Here is a 14,637-nt window from a genome sequence, read left to right as displayed (position 1 = left end):
CGGGAGGGTTCGACCGGGCTCGTTCGATCGACGCCCTCTCGGGCCTCGTCGACATCACCGTTGCGGGACAGCGCCGGACTCCCACCGGACTTCGCACCAACCGTGCAGCCAGCACTGTAGCGGCGACGTGATGCGCGTCGGCAACCGTCTTCGTATGCTCGCAGCCATGTCAGACGCCGAGACGACCGACGCGCTCACCGACGATCCACGGCCCGACGGCCTGCGCAGTGCGCCGTCGCTGGTGCTCGTCAACACCGGCAACGGCAAGGGCAAGAGCTCGGCCGCGTTCGGGGTGATGATGCGGGCGCTCGCCGCCGATTGGCCGGTCGCCGTCTGCCAATTCATCAAGTCCGGCGACTGGAAGGTCGGCGAGGAGAAGATCGGCCGACAGCTCGGTGTCGACTGGCATTCGTTCGGCGACGGCTTCACCTGGGACAGCGACGACCTCGAGGTCGACAAGGCCCACGCCCGCGAGGGGTGGAACACCGCCAAGACGGTGATCGAGTCGGGCGACTACAAGCTGGTGCTCCTCGACGAACTCACCTATCTGTGCTCGTGGGGCTGGATCGATCTCGACGACGTCGTCGCCACGATCCGGAACCGCCCCGATCACGTCAACGTGGTCGTCACCGGACGCGACGCCCCTGCGGAGATCGTCGAGTTGGCCGACACGGTGACCGAGATGCGCGAGGTCAAGCACGCATACCAGGCCGGCATCCGGGCCAAGCGCGGCATCGACTACTGAGCGCACGGTGAGCGGCGCCCGAATCACCGTCCTGCTCGGCGGGGCGCGCGCCGGCAAGACCTCGTTCGCCGAGCGGCTCGCCGGTGTCGGCGGCGAACCGGTGACGTACCTGGCGACGAGTCCGCGCATCGACGGCGACCTCGACCTGGAGGCACGCATCGCCCGACACCGAGCCGACCGACCCGCCACCTGGTCGACCGTCGAGGAGGAGATCGACCTCGCCGGAGCGATCCGAGCGATCGACCGCGGCGTGATCGTGATCGATTGCATCACCACGTGGGTGGGCAACCTCATGCATCACGGTCACGGCGAGGCCGACGTGCTCGCCTGCGCCGATGACGCCGTCGAGGCCTCGCTCGCCCGCGACGGTGCGACGATCGTGGTGACGAACGAAGTCGGGCTCGGCATCGTGCCGCCATCCGAACTCGGCCGCGCCTACCGCGACGCGCTCGGCCGGGTGAACCAGCGCTGGGTGTCGGCGTCGGAGCGAGCGCTGCTGATCGTCGCAGGACGTGCGCTGCCACTCCACGAGCCGGACGAGCTCGCATGAGCGGATTTGTCGGAGCCGTCCAGTTCCTCACCCGGATCCCAGTCCGCACCTCGTCGGCCATCCCCCACGAGCGAGTCCTGCCGTGGTTCCCGGTGGTGGGCGCCCTCATCGGCGTGGTCGTCGGTGGAGTCGCCGCCGGCCTCGGCGAACTCGTGCCGGTCTCCGTCGCTGCCGCACTCGCGGTGGTGACCGGCCTGTCGATCACCGGCGCGTTCCACGAGGACGGGCTGGCCGACATCGCTGATGCCTTCGGGGGCGGCGTCACGGTCGAACGCCGGCTCGAGATCCTCAAGGACTCGCGACACGGCACGTACGGCGTCGCAGCACTCGCGTCGTCGATCGTGGTGCGAGTCGTGGCCGCAGCGTCGATCGTGTCCGCGGCATCGGTGTTCGCCGCCTTCGTCGCTGCACACACACTCGGCCGCACAGCAGCCGTCGTTGCGATGAAGGCAGCACCGCCGGCCAGCGAGAGCGGCCTCGGGGCGTCGGCGGGCCGAGATCTCGCGCCGGTCGCAGCCGTGGTCTGCGGCATCACCGGCGTCGGCATCGCGACGCTCGCGACCGGATGGTGGGTGCTGCCGTTGGTGGGCGGCGCCGTCGTCGGAACGGCTGCGGTCGTCGTGCTCTCGGTTCGCAAGATCGGTGGTCTCGCCGGCGACGTTCTCGGCGCGATCGAACAGGTCGTCGAGTGCACCGTGCTCGTGGTCGCATCGGGCCTCGCGATGCGACACAGCCTCTGGTGGTCGTGAGCCGATCCGATCCGGTCGGCGACATCGACGCTCACCTACCATGCGCCCATGGGGGAACGAGGGACGCAGGTGGTCGTCACGACCGACCGCTTCGAGGACGATCTGGCGGCGCTGCTCGACGACTACGGGTTTCGTGTCGAGCAGATCTTTCCCGCCGACGCGCCCACCACGGCGGTCGTATCGCGTGACGAGGCGACCCTCCGGCTCGAGGCCGGGGTCCCGTCCCGACCGACCGAACTCCTCCTGACCGTCGACGCGCCCCGCGGACCGGTCCGGTTGCCGGGCGGCACGCGCGTGTCGTTCACGACCCCCGACTCGGGCATCGACATGCCGGAATGTCATCCGACGTTGACCATCCGACACCACGAGGATTCCGGACCGGCCGGTCGCGCCGGGATGCGCTACCACGACCTGATCCCCGATCGCTGGGGCGGCCGCTACATCGGGTCGATCATCACCATCCCGGACGGCGGGCCGGTGCCCGACTACGTGCACTACCACCGGGTGCGGTTCCAGATGATCGCCGTGAAGACCGGGTGGGTGAAGGTCGTCTACGAGGGCCAGGGTGAACCATTCGTCATGCACCCCGGCGACGTCGTGACCCAGCCGCCCGGCATCCGTCACCGGGTTCTCGAGGCATCACCCGGGCTCGAGGTGGTCGAGGTCGGCTGTCCCGCCGAACACGAGACGATCGCCGATTGGGAGCATCCGCTCCCCGACGAACTGCTGCCTGCCGAACACCAGTGGGACGGCCAACGATTCGTCCGACACGTCCACGCCGACGCCCGGTGGGAGCCCGGGCGGATCCCCGGCTGGGAGGCATGCGATACCGGCGTGGCGACCGGCACGAACGGCTACGCCGGCGTTCGCCTCGTGCGTCCGTCCGGCACCGGCGACATTCCCGACGAACTCCTCGCGTTCGACACACAGTTCGCGCTGATCGTAGTGCTCGACGGGAGCCTGCGGTTCGCGATCGAGGGACGGCCCGCCGTCCTCCTCACCGCCGGGAGCAGCGTCGCCGTGCCGTCTGGGCTGCCGCACCGCTTCCTCGACCCGTCCGACGACTGCCTGCTGCTCGTGGTGACGATCCCGGCCGGCCCGTCGTAGCGTCGGATAGCCTCACCGATCGTGCCGATCCCGACGCCTCTCGCTCAAGCCGGTCGCGGTTTCGCGATGGGTGCTGCCGACATCGTGCCGGGCGTCTCCGGTGGCACGGTGGCGCTGGTGCTCGGGATCTACGAGCGCCTGATCCGCAACGTCCACGCCGGCGCGCACGTGCTGAAGGAGGTCCTGCGAGGCCGGTTCTCCGAAGTGGTGCCGTCGCTGCGCAAGGTCGAGTGGGTCTGGCTGTTGTCGCTGCTCGCCGGGATCCTGGTGGCGATCGCCGCCCTGTCGTCGATCATCGAGACCCTGCTGCACGAGCAGCCCGTTCGCATGGCCGGGCTGTTCTTCGGCCTCGTCGTCGGCTCGATCACGGTGGCGTGGCGACTGGTCCGCCAGAAGTCGCCTCGCGAGTTCTCCGTGATGCTCGTGGTCGGCCTCGTGCTGTTCCTCGTGCTCGGACTGCGCAACAACACCGAGGTCGCCGACGACGCCGCCGAAGTCGTCACCCGTTCGCCGTGGATCTTCCTCGGCGCCGGAGCGATCGCGATCTGCGCCATGATCCTGCCCGGCATCTCCGGCTCGTTCATCCTCGTCATGCTCGGCATGTACACCGAGGTGCTGGGCGCCGTGAACGATCGCGACTTCACCTCGCTCGCCGCCTTCGGCATCGGCTGCGTGATCGGCTTGGCACTGTTCTCCACCGGGCTCAACTGGGCGCTCGAGCACCATCACGATCTCGTGATGTCGGCGATGATCGGGTTGATGCTCGGGTCGCTGCGCGTGCTGTGGGCATGGCCCGGCGGCACCGCGACGACCGAGCTCGGTTCGCCCTCGGGCGACGTGCTCGTGCCGATCCTGCTCGCCGTCGCCGGCGCCGTCCTCGTGATCGGCGTCGAACTCGTCGCCACCCGCCTCGACAAGGCCGACCCCATCGCCTGAGTCCAGACCCGTCGGTTGAGGTCAGACCCCAACCGACCGCCCAGCAGGGCGTGGTCCGAGTCACCCCGTCGGTTGGGGTCTGACCTCAACCGACTTGAGCGCCTTCGACTCCGACAGCGGGTGCGCGACGGGGACGTTCTAGCCTCGGCGCATGAGTGAGCGCATCGCTGTTCGCACGTGTCCGCTGTGCGAGGCCGGGTGCGGCCTCGAGATCACCCTCACCACCGGCGACGACGGCACCGAGGCGGTAAAGCGCATCCGCGGCGACCGGGACGACGTGTTCTCGGGCGGCTACATCTGCCCGAAGGGTTCGACGCTCGGCCACCTCCACGATGATCCCGACCGCCTGCGGCAGCCGGTCGTGCGGCGTGACGGCGAGTTCGTCGCTGTGTCGTGGGACGAGGCGTTCGCCACGATCGAGGCGGGTCTGATGCCGCTGCTCCAGGAGCACGGCCGGGACTCGTGTGCGATCTACCTCGGCAACCCCGGCGCACACAGCCTCGGCCCGATGCTGTACAACCGCAGCCTCATCACGGCGCTCGGGAGCCGCAATCGATTCTCCGCCTCGACGGTCGACCAACGACCGAAGGAATTGTCCGCCGGCCTGATGTTCGGTTCGGTGAGCGTGCCGGTGCCCGACCTCGACCGGACCGACTTCCTCCTGATGCTCGGCGCCAACCCCCACGCCTCCAACGGTTCGCTGTGCACCGCACCCGACTTCCCGGGGCGCCTCGATCGGATCCAGGAACGCGGCGGCACGATCGTCGTCGTCGACCCGCGACGCAGCGAGACGGCCGAACGGGCCGACCGACACCTCGCGATCCGACCCGGTGGCGATGCACACCTGCTCGCCGCGATCGCCAACGTGCTCGTCACCGACGGGCTCGCCGATGTCGGCCGACTCGCCGAACACACGAACGCGCTCGACGACGTGGTCGACGCGCTCGGTCCGTTCACGCCCGAACGGGTCGAAACGGCGACCGGACTCGACGCCGACACGATTCGCACCCTCGCACACGATGTGGCGGCCGCACCCACTGCCGCGGTGTACGGCCGAATCGGCACGTGCACGCAGGAGTTCGGCACGCTCGCCTCGTGGCTCGTCGACATCGTCAACCTGCTGAGCGGCAACCTCGACCGGGTCGGCGGCGCGATGTTCGCCAAGGGCGCCGTCGGCCAGCCGTCGACGAAGGGCGCTCCGGGCACCGGTCGCGGCATCCGGATCGGTCGCGTGACGAGTCGTGCCGGAGGGAGGCCGGAGTCGCTCGGCGAGTTCCCGGTGACCGCACTCCCGGAGGAGATCGAGACGCCGGGCGACGGCCAGGTGCGGGCGCTCATCACCGTTGCCGGCAACCCGGTGTCGTCGAACCCCAACTCGGAGCGTCTCGACGCAGCGCTCGGATCGCTCGAGTTCATGGTGTCGATCGACCCGTACATCAACGAGACGACCCGCCACGCCGACGTGATCCTGCCGCCGCCGTCCGCGCTCGAGAAGAGCCACTACGACATCGCGCTGCTCAACTTCGCGGTCCACAACGTGGCCAACTACTCCCCCGCCGTCATCGATGCGCCCGACGACCAGCCCGAGGAATGGGAGATCATCCTGCGCCTCGCCGGACTCCTCGGCGGCGGCGGGGCGAACACTGACATCGACGCAGTCGACGATCAGATCGCGGCAGCCGTACTCGGGTCGGCCGTTCGCGACGAGCACTCGTCGATCCACGGGCGCGACCCGGCCGAACTGAACGAGCAACTCGACGGTCGCCGGGGACCGGAGCGACTCCTCGACATCATGCTCCGCACCGGTCCGTACGGCGACGGCTTCGGCACCGATCCCGACGGGCTGTCGCTGGCGGTCCTCGAAGCCAACCCGCACGGGGTCGACCTGGGCGCGCTCGAAGCCGATCGGGTGCCCGACGTGTTGCGCACCCCATCGGGGAAGATCGAGGCGTTCCCCGACGCGATGCGAGCCGACATGGATCGCTTCACCGCGTCGCTCGACCGCGAGGCAGACGACATGGTGCTCGTCGGACGGCGTCACGTCCGGTCGAACAACTCGTGGATGCACAACGTGCGCGTGCTGACCAAAGGTCGCAACCGGTGCACCCTGCAGGTACACCCCGACGACGCCGACCGACTCGGCTTGCGTGACGGTGCTCCCGCCACGGTGCAGTCCCGTGTCGGCGAGGTGTCGATCGACGTCGAGGTCACCGACGGCATCCGTCCGGGTGTCGTCAGCATCCCGCACGGCTTCGGCCAGAACCTGCCCGGCGTCCAGCTGCGGGTCGCGCAGGAGTACCGAGGTGTCAACACGAACGTGCTGACCGACGAGCTGTTCTACGACGAGATCAGCGGCAACATCGCCCTCAACGGGGTCCCGGTGACCGTCTCGCCGAGCTGACCGGGTCGCGCACTCGCTGCCCATGCGACGGCGTACAGTTCGCGTTCGATGCACACTCGACGCCTCTCGACCCTGGCCCTCGCGGCCGCACTCCTGACCCCACTCGTCGCCGCCTGCGGCGGTGACGACGACAGCGGCGTGACGACCGACGACCTCGACGGTCGCACGTTCGTCGCCACCTCGTTCGAGCCCGACGGCATCGTCGAAGGTTCGGAGATCACCATCGACTTCGCCGGGGGTGGTCTGTCGGCCAACGCCGGCTGCAACGTCCAGAACGGCGGCTACTCGGTCGACGACGGCAACCTCCAGGTCGACACCATGACGAGCACGATGATGGCGTGCGACGACGCGCTGATGGCACAGGACGACCGGATCGTCGTGCTGCTGTCGTCGTCACCGTCGGTCACCCTCGACGGCGACACCCTCACCATCCAGGGCGACAGCACCCTCGTCCTCACCGAGCGCTAGCGAGCAATCCGACGCCGCCGGAGCGTCACACCAACACGACCACGAGCACGGCAGCGGCGTAGACCCCGAGCAGGAGGGTCGCAGCGACCGGCGGGTGCCTCACCGTCGCCACCACGAGCGTGGCAGCGGCGCAGCCCACGGCGATGACGATCGTCCCGGCGATCGCCGTGTCGGACACGGAGATCGAACGGATCAGCGGTCCGATGCCGGCCGCGAGCGTGGCGTCGACCAGCGACGAGCCGAACAGGTCGCCGATCGCCAGCATCCCGGCGCCCCGGCGGACCGCGGTCCAGTCGACGACGAGTTCCGGGAGCGAGGTGCCGAGCGAGAGCACGAGTGCGCTGGCGACGAACTCCGGGACCCCGAACCGGTCCGCCAGCTCGACGAACGAGTACACCACCACGGTCGCCGCTCCGGCCACGATCGCCAACCACAGCAGCGTCGTGCCGACCTCGAGGCCCACGCCCGAGCCACCCCGGGGCCGCAGCGGGGTCGGCTCGGACTGGCGGAGCAGGAGGATGCTGGCGAGCCAGAGTGTCACGAGGAGCAGGCCGTCGAGTCGGCTCAACGTGCCGTCGCTCACCAGCACCAGCAGGAGGACCAGGCCGATCACCGTGGCGACCCCGGTCGTCACCACCACGTCGAGACGCTCCCGGAGGTCGAGCCGGAACCCGCTCGCCGCGATCAGCAGCGCGAGGACGAGCGTGATCTGGGTCAGCGCCGATCCGGTCGCGTTGCCGACGTTGAGGTCGCCGTGACCGGTCACCGAGGCACTGATCGAGTTGGCGATCTCGGGAAGGTCGGTGCCGACGGCGAGCACCGTCACCCCGACCAGGCCGGCGCTCACGCCCAATCGGTCCGACACGACGAGCGCCGACGTGACGGCTCGACGGCTGCCGACCGCGGCGAGGACGACACCGCCGATCAGCGCGACGATCCAGACCACGACCACGTTTCGATCCTGACGCTGCGGGACTTCCGGCACAAGGGTCGAACGACCGGCCGAAAAGGTGGGAGCATGAGCCCGCCGTATGAACGCACCTGCATCCGCCCCGTGGACCATCACTGGTGACGAGGTCGTCGCCGCGCTCGACAGCGACATCGTTCGAGGCCTCGACGATGCACAGGCGTCCGGCCGGCTCGAACGCGACGGCCCGAACGAGTTGGTCGAGGCACCGCCCGTGCCGTTCTCGGAACGGGTCGTCGCCCAGTTCAAGGACCCGCTCGTCGCCCTCCTCCTGGCGGCGATCGTGATCTCGCTCATCGCCTGGATCGCGGAAGGGGCCGAGGGCTTCCCGATCGAGCCGGTCGTGATCGCGACGATCGTGATCCTGAACGCCGCGCTCGGCCTGTGGCAGGAGATGCGCACCGAGCAGGCGGTCGCCGCGTTGAAGGACATGACGTCGCCGCACGCGCTCGTGATCCGGAACGGACGCGTCGTCGAGATCCTCTCGTCCGAGCTCGTCGTCGGCGACGTGCTCGCCCTCGAGGAGGGCGACGCCGTGAGCGCCGATTGCCGCATGGTCGACAGTGCCGGCCTCGACGTCGCCGAGGCACCGCTCACCGGCGAGAGCCAACCGGTCACCAAGACCACCGATCCGCTCGCGACCGACACTGCGCTCGCCGACCGCACCAACATGGTCTACAGCGGCACCGCAGTCACGCGCGGCCGCGGACGCGCTGTCGTCGTGGCGACCGGCATGCGCACCGAGATCGGCAAGATCGCCGAACTGCTCGGCGCCGCCGACTCCGGTGAGACACCACTCCAGCGTCAGATCTCGTGGCTCGGCAAGATGCTCGGCATCCTCGTCGTCTGCCTCTCGGTCGTGGTGGTCGGATCGGTCCTGCTGACCTCGGACGACCGCTCGTTCACCGGCGTGATCGACGCCCTCGTCGTCGGCGTCTCGCTGGCGGTCGCAGCAGTGCCGGAAGGGCTCCTGGCGATCATGTCGATCGTCCTGGCGCTCGGGGTGCAGCGGATGGCGGAGCACGGCGCGATCGTCAAACGGCTCTCGTCGGTCGAGACGCTCGGTTCGGCCTCGGTGATCTGCACCGACAAGACGGGCACCCTCACCCGCAACGAGATGACGGTCGTGGCCGCCGTCGTCGGCGACGTCGAAATCGAGATCACGGGTGTCGGCTACCGACCGATCGGCGATGCGGTGCTGAACGGCGAACGGCTCCAGAGCGGGCCCATCGCCGCCGAGCTGCGGTATCTGCTCGCGGCCGGAGCGCTGGCGAGCGACGCCGCGATCGAGTCCGACGGCGACGATCAGTGGGACGTGCGTGGCGACCCGACCGAGATCGCCTTCCTCGTCGCCGAGCACAAGGTCGCAGACGTCGCCGCCCGTGAGGCCCGCTTCGACCGGCTCGACGTCGTGCCGTTCACGTCCGAGCGGAAGATGATGACCACGTTGCAGCGCGATGGCGACGACGAGCGCATGCTGATGATCTCGAAGGGAGCGCCCGACGTCCTCCTCGACCGGTGCACCCGCGAACGACGAGACGGCGACGACCTCCCCCTCGACGACGAGCGCCGAGCGGCGCTCCTCGCCACGGTCGACGGCCTGGCCGACCGGGCGCTGCGGACCTTGGCGGTCGCCTACCGAGAGGTCGAGCGGGGGGCGACCACGATCGGCCCCGACCACGAGGAGGACATGGTCTGGCTGGGCGTGGTCGGCATCGTCGACCCGCCGCGCGACGAGGTCGCCGACTCGATCCGTGAGGCACACGAAGCCGGCATCCAGGTCGTCATGATCACCGGCGATCATCCGCGCACGGCGCAACGGATCGCCGATCAGCTCGACGTCGACGCCGTTCACGCCCGCGTCGAACCCGACGACAAGCTGCGCATCGTCGCGGAGCTGCAGGCCGACGGCAACGTCGTCTCGATGACGGGCGACGGCGTCAACGACGCTCCGGCGTTGCGAACCGCCGACATCGGCGTGGCGATGGGGATCACCGGCACCGAGGTCTCGAAGGAGGCCGCCGACGTGATCCTGACCGACGACAACTTCTCGACCATCCTGCGGGCGGTCCGCGAGGGCCGGGAGATCTTCGCCGACCTGCAGAAGGTCATCCGCTACCTGCTGGCGTCAAACACCGGCGAGGTGCTCGTGATGCTGTTCGGCGTGCTGGGCGCCGGCCTGATCGGGCTCGACGCCGTCGAGGGCGAGCTGGCGGTGCCGCTCCTCGCCACGCAGATCTTGTGGATCAACCTCCTGACCGACAGCGCCCTCGCGATGGCACTCGGCGTCGACCCCGCTGTCGACGAGGTGATGTCTCGCCCACCCCGGGGCATGGAGGACCGGGTGATCGACAAGCCGATGATGGTCACGATCGGGCTGATCGGACTCGTGTCGTCCTTCGTGGCGCTGCTCGCGTTCGACCTCGAGATGCCGGGCGGGTTCATCGAGGGCGATGGCGACATCACCACGGCACGCACGATGGTGTTCACGACGCTCGTGATCGCACAGGTCGGCAACGCCTTCAACTCGCGCAGCGACGTGGTCAGCGCCTTCGTTCGGCCGTTCGAGAACCGCCTGCTCTGGCTCGCCGTGGCCGTCACGGTGCTCTTGCAGGTCGCGGTGGTGCACCTGCCGTTCCTGAACGATGCGTTCGACACGGTGCCGCTCGACGCCGAGCGTTGGGCCGTCTGCTGCGCCCTTGCCGCCGTGGTCCTTGCCGCCGGCGAGATCCGCAAGGTGTTCACCCGAGCGGCGATGCGTCGTCAGCCGGCGCTGAGCTGACGGCCGGTGATGTCGGTCGACTCGGCGTCGATCGCCGAGTACGGCAGGCGAGCGAAGAACTGGTCGGCGTTCCGGGCGAGGGCCCGCACGGCGAGATAGTTCGTCGTTCCCCCGACCGCCGCCCCGATGCCGGCCGGGAGGAGCCGGCCGATCGCTGCCAGACCCCGGCGTGAGCCGTAGGTGCGGAGCAGCGCCTTCGACATGAACCGGTTGGCCATCTGGATCGTGGTGATCGGCACTCGGCCATCGGCGGCGACCGACTTGCCGATCGTCGCCTCGTTCACGGCTCGCGAGAAGCCGTCACGGGCGGAGCTGCCGTAGATGAGGACGGCGAGCACCCAGGCGCGACGCTCGTCGACGCTCGGTTCTTCGCGACCGTGGATGGCCGCGATCGTCAAGACCAGGTCGCCGACTCGGCCGGTGAACCACACGAGCTCGCTCAGGGTGGCGACGAGGGTGGCGGAGGTACCGACGGTTGGCGCCGCCGCGGCGGCACCGGCAGCGGCACCGGTGGCCGCGAGCTCGCGAGCCATGCTGCGGGTGAGCAGGTCGATCTTCTCGGGCCGGAGCAGGCCGTCCATCGATTCGGCGCGCTCCTTGGCGGCTTCCCAGCGGTTGGCCGACACATCGTCGATGGTCGACAACATGTTGGTGGCGATCCGCAGCGACTCGGCGGGCCCGAGCTTGTTGACGAGCCGGTTCACCCACTCGTTCGCCTTCTGCTCAGCCCGGTCACGCACGGCCACACCCCCTGTCTACCCGACAACGACCACCACCCACCGTCGACCCGACGGCGCGAGGGAGTTCCTGCTCGCGCGACGATGGGTCCGGTATGGAGGCTCGCTCACATCATCCGGACCGGACGTACCCACACCTGGCGGCGGGACCGGACCTGACGCTCATCGACGTCGGGCCCGACTTCTGGGCCACGATCGACGACCGACCCGAGCTGCACACCGGCCGACTCGTCACCTCGTTCGAGATGAACGCCGACTGGGACGTGTGGGAGATGCACCCGAAGGGCGACGAGTTGATCCTGGTCACCGAGGGCAAAGTCCGCTTCCGCCTCGACGACGACGCCACCGTCGCAGAACTGGTGGTCGAGGCGCCGGAGTACGTGATCGTCCCGACCGGCGTGTGGCACACCGCCGACGCCATGGGCCCGGCCCGCCTCGTCATCATCACCTGGGGCGACGGCACCACCCACCGCCCTCGCTGAACAGATGGTGTGCGTCAGGCTGGCTCGAAGCGGCGGAGGCGGAGGCTGTTGGTGACGACGAACACGCTGGAGAAGGCCATGGCGGCACCGGCGATGGCGGGCGACAGGCGGCCCGACATGGCGACCGGGATCGCGATGACGTTGTAGGCGAATGCCCAGAACAGGTTGCCCTTGATGGTGGCGAGGGTGCGGCGTGAGAGGCGGATGGCGTCGGCTGCGGCGGTCAGATCGTCGCGGACCAGGGTGAGGTCGCTCGCCTCGATGGCGACGTCGGTGCCACTGCCCATCGAGATGCCGAGATCGGCCTGGGCAAGGGCCGCCGCGTCGTTGACACCGTCACCGACCATGGCGACGGTTCGGCCTGCGCCCTGCAATTCGGACACGACTGCGACCTTGTCGGCGGGGAGGACCTCGGCCCGCACCTCGTCGATGCCGACCTCGTCGGCGACCGACCGGGCCGTCGCCGCGTTGTCGCCCGTGAGCAGCACCGGTTCGAGCCCGAGGTCGCGGAACCGGGCCACAGCGGCCGCCGACGTCGCCTTGGGAGCATCGGCCACGGCGAGGTGGCCGAGTACCTCGGCGCCACGCCGGAGCTCGACGACGGTCTGTCCGGCACCGATCTCGACGTCGACCGACGGACGGCCGATCTCGTACCGGACACCGTCGACCGAGCCGGTCACGCCGGAACCGGGCAGGTTCACGAAGTCGTCGACCGACGCGACGGTCGTGTCGCGCTGGGCGGCCCCGGCGACGATGGCCCGGGCGATCGGGTGCTCGCTGGCCGACTCGAGGGCCGCCGCCACCTCGAGCAGCGCCTGGGGCGACACGTCGGTCGCCGGGCGAACGTCGACGAGGGTCATCTCCCCGGTCGTGACGGTGCCGGTCTTGTCGAGCACGATCGTGTCGACCTGTCGCGTCTGCTCGAGGATCTCCGGTCCCTTGATCAGGATCCCGAGCTGGGCGCCGCGGCCGGTACCCACCAGCAACGCCGTCGGCGTCGCCAACCCGAGCGCACACGGACAGGCGATGATGAGCACCGACACGGCGGCGGCGAACGACCGCTCGGCGTCGCCGGTGGCGATCAGCCAGACGACGAGCGTCGCGATCGCGAGCACGACCACGATCGGCACGAACACGGCCGAGACGCGGTCGGCCAGCCGTTGGACGGGCGCCTTGCCCGATTGAGCGTCTTCGACCAGCTTCGCCATCTGGGCGAGTTGGGTGTCACTGCCGACACGGGTGGCCTCGACGACGAGTCGTCCGTCGGTGTTGACGGTCGCCCCGGTGACGGCGTCGCCGACGACCACGTCGACGGGCAGGCTCTCGCCGGTGACGAGCGATCGGTCGATCGCTGATGCGCCCTCGACGATCACACCGTCGGTCGCCACCTTCTCGCCGGGGCGCACGACGAACCGGTCGCCGACGGCCAGCTGCTCGACCGGGATGCGACGCTCCACACCGTCGTCGAGGACCGCGACATCCTTGGCGCCGAGGTCGAGCAGGGCACGGAGCGCGTCGCCTGAGCGGCGCTTCGCCCTCGCCTCGAAGTAGCGACCCGCCAGGATGAATGCGACGACCGTGGAGGCGACCTCGAGATAGATGTGGGGTTCACCGGTGGCACCGACGTCCATCGACATCGACATCTCCATGCCGATCTCGCCGGCTGAGGTGAAGAGGAGCGCCCAGAGCGACCAGAGGTACGCGGCGATCACGCCGATCGACACCAGCGTGTCCATCGTGGCGCTGCGATGGCGGAGATTGAGCGCCATCGCCCGGTGGAACGGCCACGCCGACCACGTGGCGACCGGCGTCGCGAGCACGAGGGCGACCCACTGCCAGCCGTCGAACTGCAGCGCCGGGATCATCGAGAGCAGCAGCACCGGCAGTCCGAGCACGACCGCGACGACCAGCCGACGGCGGAGTTCGGCCGCGCGGTCGGGTTCGTCGGCCGCCGGGTCGGGTTCGTGGGCACCGTATCCGGTCGCCTCGATGGTGGCGATCAGTTCGGCCACGTCGACCGAGCGATCGGCGAGGGTGATGTGTGCACGCTCGGTCGCGTAGTTGACCGAGGCGCTGACACCGTCGAGCTTGTTGAGCTTGCGCTCGATGCGCGCCGCACAGGCGGCGCACGTCATGCCGGTCACGTCGAGGTCGACGGCGCCGGTATCGGCGGACGTCTCGGCGGCGGGCCGATCAGGCGACGTCGTAGCCGGCTTCATCGATGGCGGCGACGATCGCGTCGCGGTCGAGATCGGTGCCAGTCACGGTGACGTCCTTGGTATCGAGGTCGACGGCGACCGCCGTGACGCCCGGAACGTGTCCGACCTCGTTCTTGACGGCCGTTTCGCAGTGGCCGCAGGTCATGCCGGGGACGTTGAAGGTGAGGGTGGCGCTCATGACTTGACCAGCCTTTCGATGGCGTTGGTTGCTTCGGTGATGATGCGGTCGGCTTCACCGGGATCGTCGGACTGCACGGCATTGCTCACGCAGTGGCGGAGGTGGTCGTCGACGAGTTCGACGGCGACCGACTGCAGGGCGCGTGTGGCCGCGGACACCTGGGTGAGGACGTCGATGCAATACGTGTCGTTCTCGACCATCCGCTGGAGTCCGCGGACTTGTCCTTCGACACGCTTCAGTCGGGCGAGGATCTTCGCCTTGTCGTCGTGGTATCCGGGATTGGCCATACGGGTACCCTACGGGGGTACCCCATCTC

The 14,637-nt window shown here is 69.3% G+C and carries 14 protein-coding genes; 9 read left to right on the top strand and 5 right to left on the bottom strand.

The features are described 5' to 3' along the window. Positions 1-166 precede the first annotated feature (166 nt). The 7 genes from cobO to BDK89_RS05155 all read left to right on the top strand — a co-directional run bounded on the left by cobO (position 167) and on the right by BDK89_RS05155 (position 6,956). The gene (gene cobO / locus BDK89_RS05185; protein WP_133867931.1) at positions 167-745 is read left to right on the top strand and encodes a cob(I)yrinic acid a,c-diamide adenosyltransferase; all 579 of its coding nucleotides are present in this window, start codon (positions 167-169) and stop codon (positions 743-745) included. Between the two features lie 7 nt (positions 746-752). Beyond that, entirely contained in the window at positions 753-1,295 is a 543-nt protein-coding gene (locus tag BDK89_RS05180; protein ID WP_208293973.1) for a bifunctional adenosylcobinamide kinase/adenosylcobinamide-phosphate guanylyltransferase, read from the top strand. Beyond that, the gene (locus BDK89_RS05175; protein WP_133867930.1) at positions 1,292-2,044 is read left to right on the top strand and encodes an adenosylcobinamide-GDP ribazoletransferase; all 753 of its coding nucleotides are present in this window, start codon (positions 1,292-1,294) and stop codon (positions 2,042-2,044) included. Before BDK89_RS05180 ends, BDK89_RS05175 begins: the two co-directional genes overlap by 4 nt. 48 nt (positions 2,045-2,092) lie before the next feature. After that, positions 2,093-3,151: a cupin domain-containing protein gene (locus tag BDK89_RS05170; RefSeq protein WP_133867929.1), complete on the top strand. Its 1,059-nt coding sequence runs from the start codon at positions 2,093-2,095 to the stop codon at positions 3,149-3,151. 21 nt (positions 3,152-3,172) lie between these two features. Further along, positions 3,173-4,087 (top strand): DUF368 domain-containing protein, encoded by a 915-nt coding sequence (locus BDK89_RS05165; RefSeq protein WP_133867928.1) that lies wholly within the window; start codon positions 3,173-3,175, stop codon positions 4,085-4,087. 151 nt (positions 4,088-4,238) lie between these two features. Further along, positions 4,239-6,488 (top strand): molybdopterin-dependent oxidoreductase, encoded by a 2,250-nt coding sequence (locus tag BDK89_RS05160; protein ID WP_133867927.1) that lies wholly within the window; start codon positions 4,239-4,241, stop codon positions 6,486-6,488. A 48-nt stretch (positions 6,489-6,536) separates the two neighbouring features. Further along, positions 6,537-6,956, top strand: a complete 420-nt coding sequence (locus tag BDK89_RS05155; RefSeq protein WP_133867926.1) for an META domain-containing protein — start codon at positions 6,537-6,539, stop codon at positions 6,954-6,956. A gap of 25 nt (positions 6,957-6,981) precedes the next feature. On the opposite strand, the gene BDK89_RS05150 is transcribed toward BDK89_RS05155, so the two are convergent. Further along, positions 6,982-7,908 carry a sodium:calcium antiporter gene (locus BDK89_RS05150; protein ID WP_166657390.1) on the bottom strand — a complete coding sequence of 309 codons (927 nt, stop codon included), beginning with the start codon at positions 7,906-7,908 and terminating at the stop codon, positions 6,982-6,984. A 79-nt stretch (positions 7,909-7,987) separates the two neighbouring features. Between BDK89_RS05150 and BDK89_RS05145 the strand changes: the two genes are divergently transcribed. Next, positions 7,988-10,705 (top strand): cation-translocating P-type ATPase, encoded by a 2,718-nt coding sequence (locus tag BDK89_RS05145; RefSeq protein ID WP_133867924.1) that lies wholly within the window; start codon positions 7,988-7,990, stop codon positions 10,703-10,705. Here BDK89_RS05145 and BDK89_RS05140 read toward each other — a convergent pair. Next, positions 10,687-11,445, bottom strand: a complete 759-nt coding sequence (locus tag BDK89_RS05140; RefSeq protein WP_166657389.1) for a hypothetical protein — start codon at positions 11,443-11,445, stop codon at positions 10,687-10,689. The genes BDK89_RS05145 and BDK89_RS05140 overlap by 19 nt on opposite strands. Before the next feature lie 92 nt (positions 11,446-11,537). Between BDK89_RS05140 and BDK89_RS05135 the strand changes: the two genes are divergently transcribed. Further along, a complete protein-coding gene (locus BDK89_RS05135; RefSeq protein WP_133867922.1) occupies positions 11,538-11,924 on the top strand; it encodes a cupin domain-containing protein in 387 nt (128 codons plus the stop codon). Between the two features lie 14 nt (positions 11,925-11,938). Here the strand turns inward: BDK89_RS05135 and BDK89_RS05130 are convergent, their stop codons facing one another. The 3 genes from BDK89_RS05130 to BDK89_RS05120 are packed head-to-tail and all read right to left on the bottom strand — an operon-like array spanning position 11,939 to position 14,608. Further along, positions 11,939-14,143 (bottom strand): heavy metal translocating P-type ATPase, encoded by a 2,205-nt coding sequence (locus tag BDK89_RS05130; protein WP_133867921.1) that lies wholly within the window; start codon positions 14,141-14,143, stop codon positions 11,939-11,941. Then, complete coding sequence (locus BDK89_RS05125; protein ID WP_133867920.1) at positions 14,118-14,321, bottom strand: heavy-metal-associated domain-containing protein; 204 nt, start codon at positions 14,319-14,321, stop codon at positions 14,118-14,120. Before BDK89_RS05125 ends, BDK89_RS05130 begins: the two co-directional genes overlap by 26 nt. Beyond that, positions 14,318-14,608: a metal-sensitive transcriptional regulator gene (locus BDK89_RS05120; protein ID WP_133867919.1), complete on the bottom strand. Its 291-nt coding sequence runs from the start codon at positions 14,606-14,608 to the stop codon at positions 14,318-14,320. The genes BDK89_RS05125 and BDK89_RS05120 overlap by 4 nt, the downstream gene beginning before the upstream one ends. Positions 14,609-14,637: the final 29 nt, after the last annotated feature.

Source organism: Ilumatobacter fluminis (genome assembly GCF_004364865.1).
GTDB lineage: Bacteria > Actinomycetota > Acidimicrobiia > Acidimicrobiales > Ilumatobacteraceae > Ilumatobacter > Ilumatobacter fluminis.
Note: the sequence above shows the minus strand (reverse complement) of the source record. Positions and strands in the feature narration are given on the sequence as shown.